This window comes from Qipengyuania nanhaisediminis, assembly GCF_045862805.1.
GTDB classification, from domain to species: Bacteria; Pseudomonadota; Alphaproteobacteria; order Sphingomonadales; family Sphingomonadaceae; genus Erythrobacter; species Erythrobacter nanhaisediminis_A.
The window spans coordinates 1,043,962-1,065,369 of record NZ_AP025760.1 but is presented as its reverse complement, the minus strand read 5'-3'; the positions used below and the strand labels follow the sequence as shown (position 1 = coordinate 1,065,369).

The 21,408-nt window shown below is 65.8% G+C and carries 24 protein-coding genes; 11 read left to right on the top strand and 13 right to left on the bottom strand.

Going from position 1 to position 21,408, the window contains the following annotated elements; all coding sequences use genetic code 11:
* The first annotated feature begins 37 nt into the window (after window positions 1–37).
* Entirely contained in the window at window positions 38–259 is a 222-nt protein-coding gene (locus tag ACKTSM_RS05080; protein WP_407876039.1) for a hypothetical protein, read from the top strand.
* Window positions 260–385: 126 nt separating this feature from the next.
* On the opposite strand, the gene tatC is transcribed toward ACKTSM_RS05080, so the two are convergent.
* From tatC to ACKTSM_RS05035, 9 genes are all read right to left on the bottom strand, one after another.
* Complete coding sequence (gene tatC, locus ACKTSM_RS05075) at window positions 386–1,237, bottom strand: twin-arginine translocase subunit TatC (RefSeq protein WP_407876038.1); 852 nt, start codon at window positions 1,235–1,237, stop codon at window positions 386–388.
* 10 nt (window positions 1,238–1,247) lie between these two features.
* Window positions 1,248–1,691, bottom strand: a complete 444-nt coding sequence (tatB, locus tag ACKTSM_RS05070) for a Sec-independent protein translocase protein TatB (RefSeq protein WP_407876037.1) — start codon at window positions 1,689–1,691, stop codon at window positions 1,248–1,250.
* A 49-nt stretch (window positions 1,692–1,740) separates the two neighbouring features.
* Window positions 1,741–1,977, bottom strand: coding sequence for a twin-arginine translocase TatA/TatE family subunit (tatA, locus tag ACKTSM_RS05065; protein ID WP_407876036.1), 237 nt, complete (start codon window positions 1,975–1,977; stop codon window positions 1,741–1,743).
* A gap of 111 nt (window positions 1,978–2,088) precedes the next feature.
* The gene (scpB, locus tag ACKTSM_RS05060; RefSeq protein ID WP_407876318.1) at window positions 2,089–2,745 is read right to left on the bottom strand and encodes an SMC-Scp complex subunit ScpB; all 657 of its coding nucleotides are present in this window, start codon (window positions 2,743–2,745) and stop codon (window positions 2,089–2,091) included.
* Window positions 2,746–2,795: 50 nt separating this feature from the next.
* A complete protein-coding gene (locus tag ACKTSM_RS05055; protein WP_407876317.1) occupies window positions 2,796–3,638 on the bottom strand; it encodes a segregation and condensation protein A in 843 nt (280 codons plus the stop codon).
* 23 nt (window positions 3,639–3,661) lie between these two features.
* Complete coding sequence (gene nagZ / locus ACKTSM_RS05050; RefSeq protein ID WP_407876035.1) at window positions 3,662–4,684, bottom strand: beta-N-acetylhexosaminidase; 1,023 nt, start codon at window positions 4,682–4,684, stop codon at window positions 3,662–3,664.
* Window positions 4,685–4,811: 127 nt separating this feature from the next.
* Window positions 4,812–5,498 carry an SPOR domain-containing protein gene (locus ACKTSM_RS05045; protein ID WP_407876034.1) on the bottom strand — a complete coding sequence of 229 codons (687 nt, stop codon included), beginning with the start codon at window positions 5,496–5,498 and terminating at the stop codon, window positions 4,812–4,814.
* A gap of 12 nt (window positions 5,499–5,510) precedes the next feature.
* Complete coding sequence (gene argS / locus ACKTSM_RS05040; protein WP_407876033.1) at window positions 5,511–7,262, bottom strand: arginine--tRNA ligase; 1,752 nt, start codon at window positions 7,260–7,262, stop codon at window positions 5,511–5,513.
* 189 nt (window positions 7,263–7,451) lie between these two features.
* Window positions 7,452–8,102, bottom strand: coding sequence for a hypothetical protein (locus ACKTSM_RS05035; RefSeq protein WP_407876032.1), 651 nt, complete (start codon window positions 8,100–8,102; stop codon window positions 7,452–7,454).
* A gap of 98 nt (window positions 8,103–8,200) precedes the next feature.
* Between ACKTSM_RS05035 and ispH the strand changes: the two genes are divergently transcribed.
* The 3 genes from ispH to rnhA are packed head-to-tail and all read left to right on the top strand — an operon-like array spanning window position 8,201 to window position 10,662.
* Window positions 8,201–9,178: a 4-hydroxy-3-methylbut-2-enyl diphosphate reductase gene (gene ispH, locus ACKTSM_RS05030; RefSeq protein ID WP_407876031.1), complete on the top strand. Its 978-nt coding sequence runs from the start codon at window positions 8,201–8,203 to the stop codon at window positions 9,176–9,178.
* 44 nt (window positions 9,179–9,222) lie between these two features.
* Window positions 9,223–10,191, top strand: coding sequence for a homoserine kinase (thrB, locus tag ACKTSM_RS05025; RefSeq protein WP_407876030.1), 969 nt, complete (start codon window positions 9,223–9,225; stop codon window positions 10,189–10,191).
* A 27-nt stretch (window positions 10,192–10,218) separates the two neighbouring features.
* The gene (gene rnhA / locus ACKTSM_RS05020) at window positions 10,219–10,662 is read left to right on the top strand and encodes a ribonuclease HI (RefSeq protein WP_407876029.1); all 444 of its coding nucleotides are present in this window, start codon (window positions 10,219–10,221) and stop codon (window positions 10,660–10,662) included.
* Between the two features lie 92 nt (window positions 10,663–10,754).
* Here the strand turns inward: rnhA and ACKTSM_RS05015 are convergent, their stop codons facing one another.
* The 3 genes from ACKTSM_RS05015 to ACKTSM_RS05005 all read right to left on the bottom strand — a co-directional run bounded on the left by ACKTSM_RS05015 (window position 10,755) and on the right by ACKTSM_RS05005 (window position 13,125).
* Window positions 10,755–10,931: a YegP family protein gene (locus ACKTSM_RS05015; RefSeq protein ID WP_407876028.1), complete on the bottom strand. Its 177-nt coding sequence runs from the start codon at window positions 10,929–10,931 to the stop codon at window positions 10,755–10,757.
* A gap of 62 nt (window positions 10,932–10,993) precedes the next feature.
* Window positions 10,994–12,118 (bottom strand): NAD(P)/FAD-dependent oxidoreductase, encoded by a 1,125-nt coding sequence (locus ACKTSM_RS05010; protein ID WP_407876027.1) that lies wholly within the window; start codon window positions 12,116–12,118, stop codon window positions 10,994–10,996.
* On the bottom strand, window positions 12,115–13,125 hold the full coding sequence (locus ACKTSM_RS05005; RefSeq protein ID WP_407876316.1) for an alpha/beta fold hydrolase: 1,011 nt from the start codon (window positions 13,123–13,125) through the stop codon (window positions 12,115–12,117). Before ACKTSM_RS05005 ends, ACKTSM_RS05010 begins: the two co-directional genes overlap by 4 nt.
* A 111-nt stretch (window positions 13,126–13,236) precedes the next feature.
* Here ACKTSM_RS05005 and ACKTSM_RS05000 point away from each other — a divergent pair, with 111 nt between their 5' ends.
* From ACKTSM_RS05000 to ACKTSM_RS04970, 7 genes are all read left to right on the top strand, one after another.
* Window positions 13,237–13,716 (top strand): prepilin peptidase, encoded by a 480-nt coding sequence (locus ACKTSM_RS05000; RefSeq protein ID WP_407876026.1) that lies wholly within the window; start codon window positions 13,237–13,239, stop codon window positions 13,714–13,716.
* Between the two features lie 99 nt (window positions 13,717–13,815).
* Window positions 13,816–14,907 (top strand): Flp pilus assembly protein CpaB, encoded by a 1,092-nt coding sequence (gene cpaB, locus ACKTSM_RS04995; protein ID WP_407876025.1) that lies wholly within the window; start codon window positions 13,816–13,818, stop codon window positions 14,905–14,907.
* A gap of 92 nt (window positions 14,908–14,999) precedes the next feature.
* Window positions 15,000–16,652, top strand: coding sequence for a type II and III secretion system protein family protein (locus tag ACKTSM_RS04990; protein ID WP_407876024.1), 1,653 nt, complete (start codon window positions 15,000–15,002; stop codon window positions 16,650–16,652).
* Between the two features lie 27 nt (window positions 16,653–16,679).
* Window positions 16,680–17,324 carry a CpaD family pilus assembly protein gene (locus ACKTSM_RS04985; RefSeq protein ID WP_407876023.1) on the top strand — a complete coding sequence of 215 codons (645 nt, stop codon included), beginning with the start codon at window positions 16,680–16,682 and terminating at the stop codon, window positions 17,322–17,324.
* Window positions 17,325–17,327: 3 nt separating this feature from the next.
* Complete coding sequence (locus tag ACKTSM_RS04980; RefSeq protein ID WP_407876022.1) at window positions 17,328–18,608, top strand: pilus assembly protein CpaE; 1,281 nt, start codon at window positions 17,328–17,330, stop codon at window positions 18,606–18,608.
* 154 nt (window positions 18,609–18,762) lie between these two features.
* Entirely contained in the window at window positions 18,763–19,734 is a 972-nt protein-coding gene (locus tag ACKTSM_RS04975) for a type II secretion system F family protein (RefSeq protein WP_407876021.1), read from the top strand.
* Between the two features lie 19 nt (window positions 19,735–19,753).
* Window positions 19,754–20,755 (top strand): type II secretion system F family protein, encoded by a 1,002-nt coding sequence (locus ACKTSM_RS04970; RefSeq protein WP_407876020.1) that lies wholly within the window; start codon window positions 19,754–19,756, stop codon window positions 20,753–20,755.
* Window positions 20,756–20,863: 108 nt separating this feature from the next.
* On the opposite strand, the gene ACKTSM_RS04965 is transcribed toward ACKTSM_RS04970, so the two are convergent.
* Entirely contained in the window at window positions 20,864–21,373 is a 510-nt protein-coding gene (locus ACKTSM_RS04965; protein ID WP_407876019.1) for a MarR family winged helix-turn-helix transcriptional regulator, read from the bottom strand.
* Window positions 21,374–21,408 lie beyond the last annotated feature (35 nt).

Sequence of the window (21,408 nt, the reverse complement as noted above, 5' to 3'; positions counted from 1 at the left end):
CCGCGATTCGGCCGAAGGCGAAAACAGGAGATTCACGATGCAACTTCGCAATATCGCCCTCGCAGCCGCCGCATTCTCGCTTGCCGCCTCGCCCGTGGTCGCTCAGGCCGCTTTCGATCGCGCCAATGCCCCGGTCGAAGGCGAGAGCGAGCTCGCGGGCGGCACCAGCCTCCTCCTCGCTCTGCTCGGCGTGGCGGCCGTGGTCGGCGGTATTATCGTCGTCGCCGCTGACGATGACGATAGCCCCGCGAGCCCGTAACTCTCGCTCTCAAGTTTTTTGCCCCCTGAAATCCTGGTCAGGACGGAAACGGAAAAGGCTCCCGGACATCGGGGGCCTTTTCTGTTTCGGTGCGGGGTTTGTGGGGTCGGCGGGTTCGCCGGGCCGTCAGTCGGCCTTGACCGCCTCGTCGGAAGTGTCCGCGTCGTCTGAAGTGTCTGCGCCATTGGCGTCGTTTTCCTCACCCGCGCCCTTGCCTGACAGCTTCATCGCGCGTTCCTGCACCCGCATCAGCAGCAGCGACCCCTCGAACAGGAGCAGCAAGGGCACTGCGAGGACCACCTGGCTGCCAGGATCGGGCGGCGTGACAATCGCGGCGAGCGCGACCACGCCGACGATCACGTAGCGCCGCGCCCCGGCCAGTTGCGCGCGGGTGACGATCCCGGCGCGGTGGAGCAGCATCAGCAGGACCGGCAGCAGGAAAGTCAGCCCGAAGGCGAGAATGAACTGCATGACCAGGCTGAGATAGTCGCCCGCGCTCGGCAATGCTTGCACAGCCAGCCCGCCAGCTTCTCCGCCAAAGCCCAGGAACCAGCGGAACGCGGTCGGCATGACCACGTAATAGGCGAGCGCCGCGCCGCCGATGAACAAGATCGGGGTGGCGATCAGGAAGGGCAGGAACGCCTTCTTTTCCTTGGCATAAAGCCCCGGTGCGACAAACGCCCAGAGCTGGTTGGCGATGATCGGGAAGCTGACCATGAAGCCTGCGAAAAGCGCCACCCGCAGCTCGACGAAGAACACTTCGGGCAAGCGGGTGAAGATCAATTGGCCCTCGCCTTCGGGGAAGGCATCCTTGAGCGGCTGGACGAGAAAGCCGAGGATCGGGTCGGCGAAATAGAAACACACCGCAAAGCCGATGATAAGCGCGATGACCGAGCGCACCAGCCGCGCGCGCAGCTCGATCAGGTGGTCGAGCAACGGGGCGCGGGTCTCGTCGATGTCCTTGATCTCGAATGGCATGACAGGAGCCCTATTCCCCCGGCGCGGCGGGATTGCCCGCAGCCGGCTTGCGCGCCTCTTCGGCGGGGCTGGCAGATGGTTCTGGCTGGCTGTCGCTGACCTTGTCGGCGCTCGAATCGGGCGATGTGGAGCTGACAGGCACAGGCTTTGCCGCGGCGCTTTCGGCGGTCGGCGGGGGGCCGGTCATCACCGGTTCGCCGTGCTCGGCCTCGTTGGTCATGGCGGTGCGGCGCATGATTTCCTCGTTCTGCGCCTTCCATTTCTTTTCCATGTCCTCATGCTCGGCCTCGCGCACCATGGCATCGATCCCGGTGCGGAAATGCGCCGAAACCTTGCGCACCTTGCCGATCCAGCGACCAGCGGTGCGCATGGCGCGCGGCATGTCCTTGGGCCCGATCACGAGGATCGCGACGATCACGATGACGAGGAGTTCAGCAGCGCCGATATCGAACATGTCTGGCCTCTCAGCCGCGCTGCGACAGGCGCGCGCGGCCGCGTGTCATTCAGCCGTGCTTTTCGGGCGTGTCGGCGGTCTTGGTCTCGACCCCGGCCTTGCCCGCATCATGGCTCGGCGCCTCGATCTGCGCCTTGGGCTCGGGCGTGTCTTCCTCGTTCATGCCTTTTTTGAAGCTCGAGATGCCCTTGCCAAAATCGCCCATCATTTCAGAGATTCGCCCGCGCCCGAACAGGACGAGGACGACGATTGCGAGGATCAGGATCTGCCAAACACCAAAGCTCATGCGAATTCTCTTTCGATTGCCCCCGTGCGGGGTGGCCCGTTCGGGCGGTATATGCGCAATATAGGGGGAAACCCGCCGCCGCGCCAGTCGCAGCGCGCATGCTGGCACCGATCAGGGCACGGCGCTTCCCGCCTCGTCCTCGCTGGCCTCGCCCGCATCGCCCGCATCGTCGCTGGAAGCGTCTGCATCCTCGTCGCTGCTGCCGGCCGCGTCCATCGCCTCCTCGAAGGCGTCGTCGACAGGATCGAGCAATCCTGCCGCCTTGAGCTCGTCCACCCCCGGCAGATCACGGCGCGAGCCGAGGCCAAAATGGTCCAGGAATTCGGGCGTGGTGGCGTAGATGACCGGTCGGCCGGGCACTTCGCGGCGGCCGGCAAGCTTGATCCAGCCCGCTTCCATCAGGACATCGAGCGTGCCCGAACTGGTCTGGACCCCGCGGATCGATTCGATCTCGGCGCGGCTGACCGGTTCGTGATAGGCGATGATCGCGAGCACCTCGGTCGCGGCGCGGCTGAGACGGCGGACCTGCTCCTTCTCGCGCCGCAACAGGTGCGCCATGTCGGGTGCGGTCTCGAAATGCCAGCGCTTGCCGCGCTCGACCAGCGCGATACCGCGTCCTTCGTAATGCGCCTTGAGGTCGCGCAGGGCCTCGCGGACCGGCCCTTTCTCAAGATCGCCCAGATGCGCCGCCAGATGGTCGACCGAAAGCGGCTCTTCCGATGCGAACAGGGTCGCCTCGATGGCGCGGGCAATGGCGTCGTGCGCCATGGCGGTCCCGGCCCCGGGTTCAGGTTCGGCAATGTGATCGGCGTTCTCGCTCATGCCCCTGCCGCCTCGCGTTCGGATTGTTTGAGACGCCGGATCCTGAGCGGCGAAAACGCCTCGTCCTGCGCGATCTCGGCCCGGCCCAGCCGCGCGAGTTCGAGCGCGGCAACGAAGCTCGATGCCAGCGCCGAGCGCCGCAAGGCAGGCTCGGCATGCTTGGGCAGGAATTCGCGCAGATCCATCCAATCGAGCGTCACCCCGAGCATGGCCGACACCCGGTCGAGCGCGCTGTCGAGCGTCATTACCGGACGATCGGACACGTGGTAGATGCGCGGTGCGGTGCGCGCTTTCACCTGACCATAGGCCTGGATCAGCGAATAGGCATCCGAGCGCCAGAGCGTCTTGCGATCGGTGCGCAGCCCCTCGGGCGCGCCGCGCAGGAAGATGTCGCGCCCGATCCGGTCGCGCGCCATCAGCCGCGCTGCCGCCTCGCGCATCGCGCCGAGCCGCTGGAGCCTGAGTTGCAGCCGCAGCGCCAGCTCTTCGGGGCTGGGATCCTCCTGCTCGTCCTTGGGCAGGAGCAGCGCCGACTTGAGATAGGCCAGCCACGCCGCCATGACGAGGTAGTCGGCGGCGAGTTCGAGCCGAAGGTGCTGCGCGCGCTCGATATACTGCAAATACTGGTCGACCAGCGCGAGGATGCTGATCTGGCGCAGATCGACCTTTTGCCGCCGCGCTAGGTCGAGCAGCAGGTCGAGCGGGCCTTCCCAGCCATCGAGCTCGAGATAGAGCGCCTGTTCGCTTTCCTTCGCGCCCGGGCGGGCGATATCGTCGCCCCAGCCCTCGGGCATGTCGGCGGTCGGCTCGCTGACGCCCGCGGCACCGCCGGTCAGCATGAAGCCGTCATCGGTGTCGATGCTCATGCCGCCGCTCCCGCCAGCGCCAGCAGCGCGTCACGCTTGGCCAGCAGGTCGCGCTGCTCGTCGGGCATGGTCTCGCGGATCCGTGTGCCGGCCAGCGCTGCGGCGAGCCGCTGCGCCACGGCATCGCTCATCGAGCCGAGCGCATTGCAGATGCCCACCATGTCGTCCATTTTCGCCCAGCAATTGAGCACGATATCGCAGCCGGCCGCCTGCGCGGCGGCGGCGCGCTCGGGGATCGTGCCGTCAAGCGCTTCCATGTCGATATCGTCGGTGAGAAGAAGGCCGGAAAAGCCGATCTCGCCGCGGATGATGTCGCGGATGACGGTTTGCGAAAGCGTTGCCGGGTGGCTTTCGTCCCAGGCGGTGAATTTGAGGTGCCCGGTCATCCCGATCGGGGCAGAGGCAAGCGCGCGGAACGGCGCGAGGTCGGTTTCGAGCTCTTCGGCGCTGGCGGTGACGGTGGGCATTTCCTTGTGCGTGTCGCATTGCGACCGGCCGTGCCCGGGCATGTGCTTGATACAGCCTGCCACCCCGCCAGCAGCCAGCCCGTCGAGAACGGCGCGCCCGATTGCTGCCACCTGCATCGGATCGCTTCCCAGAGCGCGGTCGCCGATCACGTCATGCGCGCCTTCCTGGCGCACGTCGAGCGGCGGGTGGTAATCGACCGTGATCCCCATTGCCGACAATTCGAGCGCCATGGCGCGCGCGCTCACCCGCGCGGCCTCGATCGCGCTGGCAGGCGCGACCTGGTAGAGCCGGTCGAATGCCTCGCCCGCCGGGTAGTCGGCCCAGTGTGGCGGGCGCAGCCGGGCGACGCGCCCCCCTTCCTGGTCGATCGAGATGAGCAGCTGTTCGCGCCCGTGCAGTGCGCGCAATTCGTCGGTCAGCGCTCGCAATTGCTCGCGGCTTTCGCAATTGCGTCCGAACAGGATGTAGCCCGCCGGATCGGCATCGCGAAAGAACGCGCGCTCATCCGCATCGAGGCTGGGGCCCGCAATTCCGAAAATCGCCGGTGTCATGGGCAGAATCTCGCAAGGCGCGCGCGATCAGGCAAGCGCGCTAACCACGGAATCGGGCGAATTGCCGGGGATTTCCGGTGACAATCGTGCGAATTTCGCCAACCGGGGCTCGTGGGGCGTCCTGGCCCTAGCCCTTGACCTGGCAATCGAGGCCATCGCTACGCAGAGCGGTGCACAGCGCATCGGCCTCTGCCCGCGTGTCCGCCACCGCCTGGAGGCGATAGACGGTGCCGATATCGACCGTGCCCTGTTCGATCCGGTAGCGGACCCCGTCGAGCTTGTTGGTCCGGCGGCGCAGGTCGTTCCAGCCTTGTTCGGCGCGTGCGCGCGAGGTGTAGGCAGCAAGCTGCACGCCGACGCCCGCAGCGCTGGCCGCCGGAGCCTGCGAGCCGGCATTCTCGCCGCTTTCGCCGTTTTCGCCGGAGCCGGCGGCATCGCCGCCATCGGTGTCGAGCACGCCTTCGCGGGTTCCGCCTTCGCCGACCACGGGCGCGACATTGCCGGTACCGGCAAATTCGCGGCCACCCGGGTCCTCGGGGCGCTCGCGGATCGGACCGTCGGGCGCTTCGATCACGCTGCCATCGGCGACGATGTCATCGCCGGCCGAACCGTTGGAATAGAACCACACCGCGCCCACCACCAGCGCCAGCACCGCCAGCAGGATTGCGGCGAAACCGACGATCTGCGCGGTGTCGATCGCACCGGCATTGTCGTCGTCCTCGTCGGCTTCGAGCCAGGGCAGGCTCTCTTCCGCCGACAGGTCGAGTTCGCCTTCGGTCTGTTCGACTTCCTCGTATTCAGCCTCGATCATCATCGAAACTTCCTCTCACATCCTGTCGACCGCTTCGACGCCCAGCACGCGAAGCCCGTTGCGTATCACCTGCCCGATCGCCTCGGCCACGAAAAGCCGCGCCGCCGACAAAGCGGCATCGTGTTTCACAATGAAGCGCTTTTCGAGGTCGGTGTTACCGAGGCTGTAGAAGCCATTGAGATCGGTGGCGAGGTCATAGAGATAGAAGGCTATCCGGTGCGCCTCGCGCGCCTTGGCTGCCGCCTCGACCTCGCGCGGGAATTGCGCGGCGCGGCGGATCAGCGCGATCTCTTCCTCGCCGAGCCGGTCGAGCGCCTCGGTGCCGGGCGCGATGCCCTCTTCCTCGGCTGCCTTGCGCAGGGTCGAACGGATGCGGGCATGAGCATATTGGACATACCAGACGGGATTGTCCTTGGACGCCTCAACCACCTTGGCGAAGTCGAATTCCATCTGCGCCTCGGGCTTGCGGGTGAGCATGGTGAAGCGCACCACGTCCTTGCCCACTTCCTCGATCATGTCGGCGATGGTGATGAAATTGCCCGATCTCTTGGACATCTTCACCGGTTCGCCGCCGCGCATGAGCTGAACCATCTGGACCAGCTTGACGTCGAAGGGGACCGGGCGGCCCTGCCCCTGCGACAAGGCAGCGACCGCGGCCTTGATGCGCTTGACCGTGCCGGCATGGTCGGCGCCCCAGATATCGATCAGTTCGTCCGCGCCTTCGGCCTTCTGCATGTGATAGGCGAGGTCGGCGCCGAAATAGGTCCAGGCGCCGTTCGATTTCTTGATCGGACGGTCCTGGTCATCGCCGAACCTGGTCGATCGGAACAGCGGCAATTCGACCGGCTCCCAGTCCTCGGGCGGGGCCTTGCCCTTGGGCGCTTCGAGCACGCCGTCATAGACAAGGCCTTGTTCGCGCAGCCATTTTTCCGCTTCGTCGGGCTTGCCTGCGGCGTGGAGCGCGGCCTCGGATGCGAAGACATCGTGGTGGATGCCGAGCATGGCCAGATCAGCCTTGATCCGCTCCATCATCCGCGCGACCGCTTCGGCGCGGAAGATCGCCAGCCATTCGTCCTCGGGCGCCGACTGGTAGCGGGTGCCGAATTCCTCGGCGAGCGATTGTCCCACCGGCACGAGGTAATCGCCCGGATAGAGCCCCTCCGGGATCGCGCCGATATCCTCGCCCAGCGCTTCGCGGTAGCGCAGGTGTGCCGAGCGCGCGAGCGTATCGACCTGGCCGCCGGCATCATTGATGTAATATTCGCGGGTGACTTCGTGCCCGGCAAATTCGAGCAGCGAGCACAGCGCATCGCCCACCACCGCGCCGCGGCAATGGCCCATATGCATCGGGCCGGTTGGATTGGCCGAGACATATTCGACATTGACCCTCTTGCCTGCGCCCATCGCCGAGCGGCCATAGTCATCGCCCAGATCGTGGATCGCCTGCAATTCGCCGAGCCAGGCGGCAGGGTCGAGGCGCAGGTTGATGAAGCCCGGCCCGGCAATCTCGGCGCTGGCGATGGCCGGGTGCGCTTCGAGCCTGGGCGCGATGGCCTCGGCGAGCTGGCGCGGATTGGTCCTTGCGGGCTTGGCCAGCACCATCGCGGCATTGGTGGCAAGATCGCCATGCGAGGGGTCGCGCGGCGGTTCGAGCGTCACATTGGCAAAGCTGGCATCGGCGGGCAGCGTTCCCTCGCGCGAAAGATCGGCAAGCGCTGCGGCAACGACATCCGCAAACGCGGCATAAAGGGTCTTTGTATCGGTCATTTCGCTGCGCCGGTTAGCCCAATAAGCCCGATGGCAAAAGGGCCAATGAGCGGCTTCAGGCAACGCTCCCGCTCACCACTGCGCCGATTTCGGTCCGCAGCAGCGTGCCGCGAGCCGCAGGCGCCCGACTGAGCGGAGCGAAGGACGATCGGCGCCGAGGACGAAGGCGCGAATGCGCCTTCGCGAACATCAACGCGTGGCGTTGTAGGCCAGTTGTTCTTCGGTGAGCTGAAAGCCGACGAGCATTTCGAAGCGCGTGCGCTGGATCGCGGCGCGCACTTCGGGCTCGGCGAGCGGATCGAGCGCGGCCTCGGGATCGCCGGGGCGACGGCGACGGGTGATACGCTCGCGGATATCCTCGGGCAGGGAAGCGGCAGCGCGGTCGACGAAGGAGCCGGCCTTGCCGCTTGCCGAAGCGCGTTCCTCGCCATCGGCAAAGGTCAGCGTTACTTCGCCGCGGCGCTTGCTCACCACCGCGCTGCCGCCTTGCAGCACTGTGACGAAATAAGGCAGCGTCACGGTGCGCGCGCCGCGCACATCGGTGCGACGCGCGAGCACGTCGAAGGTCGCCTCGGAATAGATCTTGGCGCCGCTGTCATCGCAGGTCGAACGCAGATTGGTCATCGATGCGGTCACGTCGAGACTTGCGAGCGAGGTATCGCCGGCAGTGCGGAAGGTGGTCACGTCGCCGGTATAATCGGGAATGCCCACCGCGGGACAGGTCGAAAGCACCGAGGTGATGCCGACACCCTGGTTGACCACCAGTTCGCCTTCGCGCGCGCACCCGGCAAGCGCGGCCAGCATGGCGATGACAGGAAGGGCGCGGGAGCGAAGCAACATTGAAAACCGTCCTTGGATAGCAATCTTGGGCGGGAGACATATTCCCGTATCGGCACTCGCCCTAGCGAGGCCCGCTGCAAAGCGCTAGAGGCTGTGACATGAACGCCCCCTTTCAAGACCAGAGCGCGCCCGATCACGGCGACAAGCGGCCGCTCGACCTGCTGATTGCCGCACCGCGCGGATTTTGCGCCGGTGTCGACCGTGCGATCGAGATCGTGGAGAAGTCGCTCGAGAAATACGGCGCGCCGGTCTATGTGCGTCACGAGATCGTCCACAACAAATATGTCGTCGAAGGGCTCAAGGCCAAGGGCGCGATTTTCGTCAAGGAACTCGACGAAGTGCCCACCGATGCGCCGGTCGTCTTCAGCGCCCACGGCGTGCCCAAATCGGTCCCCGCCGAGGCCGAGCGGCGCGCAATGATCTATGTCGATGCGACCTGTCCGCTGGTCTCCAAGGTGCACCGCCAGGCCGAGCGCCTGCTCGAAAAGGGGCGGCACATCATCTTCATCGGCCATGAAGGCCATCCCGAAGTGGTCGGCACCATGGGACAGGTCGCCGAAGGCGAGATGACCCTAGTCGAGACGGTCGAGGACGTCGCCGAACTCCCTTTCGGCCCCGATGACCGCCTCGCCTATCTCACCCAGACCACCTTGTCGGTCGATGACACCGCCGAAGTGATCGCAGCGCTGACCGCGCGTTTCCCCGATATCCGCGGGCCCAAGGCCGAGGACATCTGCTATGCCACCTCGAACCGCCAGGCCGCGGTCAAGGAACTGGCGGAAGAATGCGACTTGGTGCTGGTGGTGGGCGCGCCCAATTCCTCCAATTCGCTGCGGCTGGTCGAGGTCGCCGAGAGGCTCGGCACGCCCGGAAGGCTGATCCAGCGCGCCGAGGAAATCGCCCCGGACTGGCTCGAAGGGGTCGACACGGTCGGGCTAACCGCGGGGGCCTCGGCTCCCGAGGTGCTGGTGCGCGAAGTCGTCGATGCGCTTGCGCGGCTGCGCAAGGTGCGCGAACGCACGGTCACCACGGCGGAGGAAAACATGGTCTTCAAGCTGCCGCGCCAACTGCGCTGACCGGCGCGTCCAGGCGAAGGGAACAGGGGGCATTTGCTAGGGTCATGGCAGTCTATACCCATCTCGGTTCCGAACAGATCGCCGCGCTGATCGCGCCTTACGAGGTCGGCACTCTCCTGTCGGCCAAGGGCATTGCCGAGGGCGTGTCGAATTCGAACTGGCTGGTCGAGACCACCGGCGCTGACGGGGAAGGCGCGCGCTTCATCCTTACCATGTACGAGCGCCGGATCGCGCTTGACGACCTTCCTTATTTCCTCGGCCTGCTCGACCATCTCTCGGCCAGGGGATGCGCGGTGCCGCGCACGATCCACGACCGCGAGGGTGCGCGCTTTCGCATGGTCGATGGCAAGGCGGCGGCGCTGATCGAATTCCTGCCCGGCATCTCGCCGGACGAGCCGAGCGCGGCCCAGGCCCATGCCCTGGGCGCGGCACTTGCGCAGATGCACCTTGCCGGGCGCGACTTTCCGCTCGAACGGGCGAACGCCATGGGCTTGGTCGAAAACTGCGCAACGCTCGAGGCGTGCGGGAGCGAGGCGCTGGCGCGGATCGATGCCGATCTGCCGGCAATGATCGGGCCTGCGCGCGCGGCCGCCGCGCTCGATACCGGCGGCCTCCCGCGCGCCCATATCCATGCCGACCTGTTCCCCGACAACGTGCTGATGCTGGGCGATTCGGTTTCGGGCATGATCGATTTCTATTTCGCCTGCACCGACACCATGGCGCTCGACCTTGCGACCACCCACGCCGCCTGGGCGTTCGGCCCCGACAATCGCTACCGGCCCGCGATCGGCGCCTCGCTGATAAATGGCTACGAGACGGTGCGCAGTCTGGAGCGCGCGGAACGCGCCCTGCTGCCCGAACTTGCCAAGGGCGCATGCCTGCGCTTTGTCGCCAGCCGCGCCGAAGACTGGCTCGACACTCCCGATGATGCGCTGGTGACCCGCAAGGACCCGATGGAATTCGTCGCACGCTGGCATTATTACGACGAAACCGGGCAGGACAGCTTTGCCTGACGCGCGCGCATGGGCCATGGGCAGGGAATGAAACAGGTCGAAATCTTCACCGATGGTGCCTGCAAGGGCAATCCCGGCCCGGGCGGCTGGGGCGCGCTCTTGCGCATGGGTGCCCATGAAAAGGAACTGGCGGGCGGCGAGGCCGAAACCACCAACAACCGGATGGAACTGACCGCCGCGATCCGCGGCCTGTCAGCGCTGATCGAGCCGTGCCGGGTCGATATCTATTCGGACAGCAAATACGTGATCGACGGGATCACCAAGTGGGTCCACGGCTGGAAGAAGCGCGGCTGGGTCAATGCCAGCAAGAAACCGGTGCGCAACGAGGACCTGTGGCACGACCTGATCGAAGCCTGCGCCCCGCACGAGATCAACTGGCACTGGGTCAAGGGCCATTCGGGCCATGCCGAGAACGACCGGGTCGACCGGCTTGCGAGCGACGAGGCCGACCGGATCGCGCGCGGCGGCTGACCGGCGCCACGCCCCCGCGCACGACCCATAGGAAACGGGCGCCCCTTCGCAACTGGAAGGCGCGCCCGTCCGATGTGATCTTTTGTCAGCGTTCAGCTGTTGTCTTCGACCGCAGCGCCCGGGCCGTTCTTCTTGATCGAATCGATCGCGTTCTGCGCCGAGCTCTTGCTCGAATAGCCTTCGGTCGAGAACATCGTTTCGCTGTTGTACTTGAACCGCACGCGGAATTCGCCGCGCTTGTCTTTCCAGATCTCGAACTTGTGAGCCATATCGATTATTCCCTCTTGTGGTTGAAACTCCGCGTGCATCTTACAGATGACGCCCGGGCTGGCTAGCCCGTCGCCGCCGCCTTAGCCCCGGCAAGGCGCGAAGGGGCGTAAATTGATGTATCGATCCCCTCGGTCAGCGCATCGCGGCCAAGGCCGAGGATCGCCTGCGCGGCCACCCGCGCGGCGGCTGGCGCGGTCTGGATGCCGAAACCGCCCTGGCCTGCAAACCAGTGAAAACCCTCCGTGCGCGGATCCGGGCCATAGACGGGCAAGCGGTCGGGCGCGAAGCTGCGCAGCCCCGCCCAGCGCCGCTCGACCCCCTCGATCTGCCAATCGGTCACGCTCTCGAAACGGTCGATCGCGAGCGCGACATCATATTCCTCGGGCGCGGCATCGCAGGGTTCGCTCGGCACCTCGTCATGCGGGCTGAGCCAGAGCCGGCCATTGTCGGGCTTGAAATAGAAGCGCCCCGAAATGTCGAGCACCAGCGGCAGGTCGGCAGGGGCGGCCGGCGCGACGCGCAATTGCGCGACCGTGCGCCTGAGCGGCGTGATCCCGACCGGCTCCGCGCCTGCCATTGCCGCGATGGCATCGGCCCATGCGCCCGCCGCGTTGACGATCGCGGCCGCGCGAATGGTGTCGCCACAGGCGGTGGTGATGGACCAGCTTCCCTTATCGCGGCTTAGCCCGGTCACCCGTGCGCGGCAGCGGATCGCGACCCCCGCCTTTCGCGCGATAGCAAGATAATGCTGGTGGAGACCCGCGACATCGATATCGGCGCAGGCCGGCTCCCAGATCGCATCGCACCATTCCTCGCGCAGATGCGGCAGCCGCGCATGGAGACCCGCCTTGCCGAGCCGTTCGATTCCCACCCCGGTGCCCGCAAAGGTCTCAACGAACCGGTCCATCGCCGCGCGGTCTTCGGCCCGCCCGATATAGAGCGCCCCGCGCCTCTCGAGGAATCCGTGCTCGGCAAGATAGCCGCCCGAGGCGAGCGTCAAGGGCACCACGCCCGGACCGCCATAGCATTCCTCCCAGAACGCCGCCGATCGCCCGGTGGCGTGGTAGCCGGGCGTTTCCTCGGCCTCGAGCACGATCACGCGCGCATGGCGGCCTAGCTCGGCGGCGATGCTGGCTCCGGCCATTCCCGCACCGATGACGGCAAAATCGTGGATCGGCGCGGTCATCGCGGCGGCGCGGCCTCGTCGAGGAAAGCGGCGATCGCGCGCATCACCCGTGCGCGCACTGCGTCGGTCTCGCGCAACAATTCGTGATGCGCTTCCTTGCCATATTCCACCAATCGCCCTTTAGGCAGGCGGCGGGCGGCGCTCACATTGGCGGCATGGCTCACCAGCTTGTCGGCCGTGGTCGACAGGATCAGCACCGGCACGTGCACCTTCTCCAGCGCGCCTTCGGCCTCGAGCGCGCGCCACGATGCATAGGCGCGCTCGACCCAACCCCAGCTGGCAGGACCCATGACCAGTTCCTCGCGGGTGTCGCGCCAGTATTGCTCGTCGGCATAGCGTTGGGGGCAATGGGTGAGCAGGTCGATGCGGTCGGCGGGCAGCGCGCCGGGCTTCTCGCTCCACTTCCAGGCCGGGCGGGTCGGATCGCCGATCCGGGTCATGGCTCTTGCGACGGCGTGAAGCATGGGAAGTGGCAGCGGCGGGCCGCCCATTCCGAGCATCGGCGCGCTCAGGACCACCGCATCGGGCGCGACCCGACCCTCGACCAGCGCGCGCATGATGATGTGTCCGCCCATCGAATGGCCTGCAAGAATGTGCGGCCCCGGAGTTTCCCTGGTCCAGCGTTCCCAGACGAACGCGAGATCATCGACCCAGGTGAGGAAATCGTCGACATGGCCGGTGACGCGATCCTTGCCCAGCCGCCCCGAACCGGCCTGTCCGCGCCAGTCGGATGCTGTCACCCGCCAGCCATCGCGGTGCCATTCCTCGAGGCTTTCGAGGTATTTTTCATAGGCATCGCCGCGCCCGGGAAAGAACAGGATCGACCCGCGCGCACCGTTTTCTGCGCCCGGCGCGTCTGGCGCACCCGGCCAGTCGATCCGTCGCAGGCGATGACCGTCCGCGGCTTCCCAGTGGCTTTCATGCGCCGCAGGCGGGATCGCGCGGCGATTGACCGCCGCTGCCCCGCTCTCATGATTGCGGGCTTGCGCCCCGGTCGGGTGGTTGATGGCTTGCCTCCGGGTTTGGTTACTAATTGGTAAGCACTCGGCACTAGCACCGGTCCTGACACGATGCCGCAAGAGGGATTTGCCCTCGCAATGCGGCCCGCCGGGGGACCCATGTTTGCCACGTTCATTTCCTACGGATTGCTGCTGGCCTTGGCAATTGCGCTGGTGTTTGCAGCCGCGACCGATCTCAAGCGCCGCCAGATCTACAACTGGTTGAACGCGGCCATCGCGATCGGCGCGCCGGCTTTCTGGTGGGCCAGCGGGCTCGCCTTGTGGCCCGATATCGCGCTCCAGCTCGGTATCGCTGTTGCCACCTTTGCCGTCACTGCCGGGTTGTTCGCGCTGCGGATGATCGGCGGCGGCGACGTCAAGCTCCTGACCGCGCTTGCCTTGTGGATCGAGCCGGGGGCCTTTCTCCAGGTGATCGTGATCATGGCCGTGGCCGGAGGCGCTGTCTCGGCGATCCTGGCCGGCTGGCATCTCTACAAGCGCGACAAGAAACGCCTCGCGGTTCCTTACGGAGTGGCGATTGCGATCGGCGGGCTGTGGGTGATCGCACCCAAGCTCGCCAATGTCCCGGTGCTCGCATGAGCCGGCGCCGTGAACCCGATCTTAACCAATTCGGACTTATCGCTTGCAACCATACCTGCCTGCGACGTCTCGCAGCCGACATGAGGGGGCTTATTAGCCATGGATAGGAAGAAACTGGTTCTGCTGCTTGGTGCACTGATCGTCGCGATCGGCTGTGCCTTTCTTGCGCGCAGTCTGTTCGCCGGCGACGGCGCTCCGAATGCCGAAGCGGCCGCGCCCGAGCCCGAGGGACCCAAGGTGCTGGTTGCCAACCGCGCGCTTCCCGCAGGCACGATCATCACCGCCGATGCCATGGGCTATCAGCGCTGGCCCGAAGAGCTGGTGCAGGACGCCTATTTCATCGAGGGCGAAAGCGATATGAGCCAGCTCCTGGGCACCGTGGTGCGTTTCCCGGTGACCGCCGGCGAACCCGTCACGCACGGCTCGCTCGTGAGCCCCGGCGATCGCGGCTTCCTTGCCGCGGCGCTCGGCCCGGGCATGCGCGCTGTCACCGTCCCGGTGTCGGCCCAGACCGGTGTTGCCGGCTTCGTCTTCCCGGGTGACCGGGTCGATGTCGTCCTCACCCAGACCGTCGAAGGCGATGGCCGCCCGCTCAAGGCTGCCGAGACCGTGCTGCGCAACCTGCGCGTGCTCGCCACCGACCAGACCACCGAACAGGTCACCAACGAAGAAGGCAAGACCGTTGTCCGCGCCTTCCGCACGGTGACGCTCGAAGTGACCCCGCAGATCGCGGAAAAGGTCGCTGTCGCTCAGACCATCGGCCAGCTGACCCTGGTCCTGCGCTCGATCGCCGACAACCAGGCCGAACTCGAACGCGCGATCGCATCGGGCGATATCAAGATCCCCGAAGACGCGACGCCCGAAGAGGAAGAACGCATCCTGCGCACCGCGATGGGCCAGCCCGTCGACCGCGGGACGACCTTCTCGACCGGTGGCGACGTGTCGCGCTTCCAGCGTCGCAACGTGCCGCCGCAGGATGATGGCGGAACCCGCGATCGCGTCGCTCCGGCCGCTCCCGGCGTGCCTGCCACGATCAACGGCGCCCCGGTCTATCGCGGTCCCAGCGTCCGCGTCACCCGAGGCAAGACCACGACCGAAGTGCCCGTGGGCGGTTCGATCAGCACTTCCACCGCTCGCGGTGTCGGCCAGGTCGGCCAGCTCGTCCCGGTCGCCGGTTCGACCGTGCGCTGAGGATCTGAACCATGCCGAACACACTCAACCGCATCACCATTGCTCCGGCACGTGCCGAGGCAAGCCAAGGGACATTCACAGGGGGTCCTAAGATGAAAGCCAAATCCTTTGCCAAGGCGCTGCTCGCCAGCGTCGTCGCGCTGCCCATTGCAGCTGCGCCGACGGGTTCTGCAACCGCTCAGCAAGTCGTCAGCCCGAGCCAGGAAATCGTCCTGTCGATCGGCCGCGGCGAACTGATCACGGTCCCCGGCTCGATGGCGGATGTCTTCATCGCCAATGAAACGATCGCCGATGTCCAGATCAAGTCGCAGCGCCAGCTCTACGTCTTCGGCAAGGCCGGCGGCGAGACCACGATCTATGCCAGCAATGCGGCAGGCGACGTGATCTTCTCGGCCAATGTCCGGGTCGGATCGAATATCGGCAGCATCGACCAGATGCTCGCCCTCGCCATGCCCGAGGCGCGCGTCAGCGTTGCCACCATGGGCACCAACACCGTGCTCCTGACCGGCACCGTTGCCGCCCCCGAGGACGCCGCCGAGGCCGAACGTCTCGTCCAGGCCTTTCTCGGCCAGGAAGCCAATGTCATCAGCCGCCTGCGCACGGCGACCCCGCTCCAGGTCAACCTCCAGGTCAAGTTCGCCGAAGTCAGCCGAAGCCTCGTTCGCGAGATCGGCGGCAACCTTGCGACCTATGACTTCTCGACCGGCGGTTTCCGCGGTGCGCTGGGTTCGGGCCGCACACTGGGCAGCGATGGTTACCGTCTCGACGGGCCGCTGGGCGTCGGCAGCGGGGTCCAGAACCCCGGCGTGATCGTCCCGCGCATCGATGCGACCGGCAATTTCGTCCTCAACGACGACGGTTCGATCGCGACCGAGACCATCACCGGTCCGGGCGTCGACACCAATGGCAATGGCGCCACCCTGGCAGGGCTTGGCCGCCTGTTCGGTCTCGACGTGCTCGGCGCGCTCGACCTGTCCGAACGGCTGGGCCTGATCACCACGATCTCGCAGCCCAACCTGACCGCGCTTTCGGGCGAGACCGCCACCTTCCTGGCCGGCGGCGAATTCCCGATCCCGATCTCGCAGGGTCTCGGCAATGTCGCGATCGAATATCGCGATTTCGGCGTCAGCCTCGCCTATACCCCGACCGTTCTTGCCAATGGCCGCATTTCGCTGCGCGTCCGCCCGGAAGTGTCCGAGCTGTCGAGCCAGGGCGCGGTCACGCTCAACGGTTTCCAGGTCCCCGCGCTTACCATTCGCCGGACCGAAACCACGGTCGAACTGGGTTCGGGCCAGAGCTTCATGATCGCGGGGCTGATGAGCAACAACGCTCAGAACTCGCTCGAAAAGGCACCGGGCCTCGGCGATGTGCCGATCCTCGGCAACCTGTTCCGTTCGCGCTCGTTCCGGCGCGGCGAGACCGAGCTGGTGATCGTGGTCACGCCCTATCTCGTCCAGCCGGTCGATGCAGCCGATATCCGCCTGCCGACCGATGGCTATGCCTCGGCCAACGAACTCGAGCAGTTCATCGGCTACCAGTCGCATGACGGTGAAAGCGGGGCGACGCGTCCCGGCCCGACCGCAGGCGACGGCCAGCAGGCGCCCGATCCTGACATTGGCGGCCTCGATCCGAGCGCCGTGGTCCCGGGCGGCCCGCAACAGCCGCGCGAACGCCGCGCCGACGAGCGCTCCAACCGCAACCGCGACCGCCAGGCCGACGCCGTCGGCCCCGGCTTCAGCCTCTAAGCGACGCATAGCGAAAGGTTCAAAGTGATGACCAAGGCACACACAAGCAAACTGATGGGCGCCGCCGCGCTCGCGCTCGGCCTCGCGCTTGCAGGCTGCGGCGGGATGCCGTCGAACACCTCGCTCTACAGCGTCAAGCAACCGGTGGTCGAACGCGCCAATTACACGCTCGACATCGACACCAACCGCTCGGGGCTGGCGATTTCCGAACAGCAGCGGCTCAACGGCTGGTTCGAGACGATGGACCTTCGCTATGGCGACCGGGTCACAATCGATGATCCCTCGGCCAATCCGGCGGTGGCCGAAGCGGTCAACGAACTGGCGGGCCGCTATGGCCTGATCGTGAGCCCGGTGGCACCGACCACCAATGGGGTGATCCAGCCGGGCCAGGCGCGCGTGGTCATCACCCGCTCGACCGCATCGGTCCCGGGCTGCCCCGACTGGTCGGCATCGTCCGACATGAACTACACCAACGGCACCAGCCCCGGCTACGGCTGCGCGGTGAACAGCAACCTTGCTGCCATGGTCGCCAATCCCGAAGACCTGCTCGAAGGCCAGCGCGGCAATGGCGAAACCGTCATCGCTACCGGCACCCGGGCGATCGAGGTCTATCGCGAAGCTGCGCCGACCGGCGCGGGCGGACTTCAAAACGCAAATGGCGGAGGTAACTGACCCATGAATGCTCCCTGGAAATCGGGCCTTCCCGGCAATCGCGATCCCTTCGCCGCCTATATCTGCGACGATGCCGCGCTCGACGTGCTGCGTCCGGTCGTCATCGAAATGGGCTGGGCTCCGGAAAAGTGCAACAAGGGCGGACTTCGCAACGCGATCCAGTCGCTCTCTGTCAGCGCCTCTCCCGCCATCCTGGTGGTCGACCTGTCGGAAAGCGGTGACCCGCTCAACGATATCAACGCGCTTGCAGAAGTGTGCGAGCCGGGCACGGTCGTGATCGCGATCGGCCAGGTCAACGACGTGCGCCTCTATCGCGACCTGCTCGCCAGCGGGATCCACGATTACCTGCTCAAGCCGCTCAACGCCCAGGCCGTGCACGATGCGCTCAACGGCGCGTTGACGGTCTTCACCGCGCCCAAGGCCGGTGACGGCGAAGCGGTCAAGCGGCACATCTCGACCGCGGTGGTCGGGACGCGCGGCGGTTCGGGTTCCTCGACGCTTGCGACCTCGCTCGCATGGCTGTTCAGCGACACCCACCAGGCGCCGACCGCGCTGCTCGATCTCGATGTCCATTTCGGGACCGGCGCTCTCGCGCTCGATCTCGAGCCGGGCCGCGGCCTGACCGATGCGATCGACAATCCCAGCCGGATCGACGGCCTGTTCATCGAGCGTGCGATGATCCGCGCCAATGACAATCTCTCGATCCTGTCGGCCGAAGCGCCGATCAGCCAGCCGCTGATGACCGATGGCGCGGCCTTCGTGCAACTGGAGGAAGAATTCCGCCAGGCGTTCGAAATGACCGTCATCGACCTGCCGCGCAACATGCTGATCAACTTCCCGCATCTGCTGGCAGACGTGAACCTCGTTCTGCTGACCTGCGAGCTGACCCTGGCTTCGGCGCGCGACACGATCCGTATCCTGTCGTGGCTGAAGACCAACGCCGCTCACGCCCACCCGATGATCGTCGCCAACAAGGTGCAGCCGTCGGTGGCCGAAATCAGCAAGGCCGATTTCGAGGCCTCGATCGAACGCAAGATCGATTTCCTCGTGCCCTACGATGTCAAGGCGGCGTCGAACGCGGCCAAGCTCGGCCAGGTCTTCGTCGAGGCCAACAAGTCCTCGAAGGCGACCGTGACGATCAAGCAGATCGCCGAACGCATCATGGGCGCGAGCGAGGAAGACCTCGCTTCGGTGACCGAGGAGAAGAAGTCGCTTCTCGGCGGCTTCGACTTCAAGAGCCTTCTGGCCAAGAAGGACAAGAGCGAGGCCGAACCGGCCGAATAAGGGCAACGGGGGGCAATACGGGGCGCCGGCACGGATCGGCCCCCGCCCTCCCCGGGGCACGGGCAACGGGCCGATCCAGGGACACGCAATCGCGGTGCTCAGACGGTCCGGTACGAAACGACACTAGGTAACGAACAGGCGGGATACGAGCGACATGGACTTCTTTCAGACCCTGCTGATCACAGTGGTGATCTTCGCCGTCATGGTCGCCGGCTACCTGCTCGTGACCGGATCGGGCGCGGGCAAGGCGCAGAAACGCCGCCTCGATGCGCTGCGCTATCGCCACTCGGAAAACACGACGACCAAGGTCGAATCGCAACTCAAGAAGGCGATCGCCGCGCGCAAGCCCAAGGCCCACAACGTCAAGGGCGCAGGTTCGCGCACCGAAGCGCTCGCCATGCGGCTCGACCGCACCGGCAAGGGCTGGACGCTTTCGCAATATGTCTATGCCTCGCTCGGCCTGTGGATGGCGGTCGCGGTGATCCTCTTTCTCCAGACCGGCGCGGCGCTGCTTGCGCTCGGCGTGGGCCTGGTCGCGGGCCTCGGTATCCCGCACATGCTGGTCGGGTTCTTCATCAACAAGCGCACCAACCAGTTCACCGCCAAGTTTCCCGACGCGATCGAGCTGCTCGTGCGCGGCCTGCGTTCGGGCCTGCCGGTGACCGAAACGCTCGCAGTGGTCGCACAGGAAGTGCCCGGCCCTGTCGGCATCGAGTTCAAGGGCGTGGTCGAGCGCATCAAGATCGGCAAGACCATGGAGGATTCGCTCCAGGAAACCGCTGACCGGCTCGGCATTTCGGAATTCAACTTCTTCTGCATCACCCTCGCGATCCAGCGCGAAACCGGGGGCAACCTTGCCGAAACGCTGTCGAACCTTGCCGACGTTCTGCGCAAGCGTTCGCAGATGAAGCTCAAGATCAAGGCGATGAGCTCGGAATCGAAAGCATCGGCCATCATCGTCGGCTCGCTCCCGTTCATCGTCTTCGGCCTGATCTACTGGATCAACCCGGACTATATCGGCGGGTTCTTCTACGAGGATCGCCTGATCGTCGCCGGCCTCGGCGGGCTGGTGTGGATGAGCATCGGCGTCTTCATCATGGCCAAGATGGTCAATTTCGAGATCTGATCCGGGAGCCAGAGAAACCATGTTGAACCAGACACCCGGACCCACGCTGCTCGGCTTCGACGTCGTTATCGTCGGGACGATCCTTGCAGGGCTTGCCGCCTTCGCGGTGATCATGGCGGTCTATGCCGCGATCACGATCAAGGACCCGATGGCAAAGCGCGTCAAGGCGCTCAACGAACGCCGCGACGAGCTGAAAGCCGGTATCGTCACCGGCGGGACCAAGAAGCGCGCGAGCCTCGTTCGCAAGTCCGACACGACCGACAAGGTCAAGGATTCGCTGGGCAAGATGAATGTCTTGCAGGAAAGCCAGATCTCGATCGTCCAGCAGAAGCTGGCCCATGCCGGCTATCGCAACAAGGAACTGGCGGTGATCGTCATCGGCCTGCGCCTGGTGCTGCCGGTGGTGTTCGGGGTGTTCGGTTTCCTGACGATCTACGTCTTCAACACCTGGGACATGGAAAGCGATTTCTACAAGTTCATGGCGATGGCAGCGCTGCTGTTCGCCGGATACAAGGGGCCCGAGCTTTACCTGTCGAACAAGTCGGCCAAGCGCACCAAGGAGATCCAGAAGGGCCTTCCCGACGCGCTCGACCTGCTCGTCATCTGCGCCGAGGCCGGTCTCACCGTCGATGCCGCCTTCAACCGCGTCGCCAAGGAACTGGGCCGGGCCTATCCCGAACTGGGCGATGAATTCGCGCTCACCGCGATCGAATTGTCGTTCCTCAACGAACGCAAGCTGGCCTTCGACAACTTTGCCTACCGCGTCGATCTCGAAGCGGTGAAGGGCGTCGTGACCACCATGATCCAGACCGAGCGCTACGGCACTCCGCTGGCATCGGCGCTGCGCGTGCTCTCGGCCGAATTCCGCAACGAGCGGATGATGCGCGCCGAGGAAAAGGCCGCGCGCCTGCCCGCGATCATGACCGTGCCGCTGATCCTGTTCATCCTGCCGGTGCTGTTCATCGTCATTCTCGGCCCTGCGGCCTGCTCGATCTCCGACGCGCTGATCAACCCCGAGTAAAACCGGGGCAGCCCGACGGGCAAAAGGAAACGGGGCCGATCCATTCAGGCGCGGATCGGCCCCGTTTTTCCATGTCTGCAGCTATGTGCCGGCAATCCGGCTCCCGCTTCAGCCGCCCTGCCCTGCCAAAGCCACCGCGCGGGCCCGCATCCGGCCGAGCATCTCGCGCAGGGCCGCTTCCTCGCTGGGAGCGAAACCGTCGAACAGTTCGCGTTCGGTCGCGCGCGCCATCGGCATCACTTCGCGGTAGATCCCTTCGCCTTCGCCGGTCAGTTCGAGCAGGTGCGAACGGCCATCGCGGACATTTTCGGCGCGCGCGATCAGGCCGCGCTCCTCGAGCACCTTGCAAGCGCGGTTGACCGCGACCTTGTCCATCAGCGTCGCCTCGGCAAGGTCGCGCTGGGTCAGCCGCCCGCCCGCGCTCGCCGCGTCTCCGAGCACTGCCATGACCCGCCATTCGGGCACCTTGAGGCCGAACCGCTTGCGGTAACGCTCGGCAATCAGCGCGCTGACCGCGTTCGAGGCGACCGAGAGCTGGTAAGGCAGGAAGCTCTTGAGCTGGTAATCGGTGTCGCCGCCGCGCGCAGGCGCTTCGGGCGAAAGGCTGGTGTTGTTCATGCGAATTGGTTTCCCATGAAACCACCTCGCGCGCA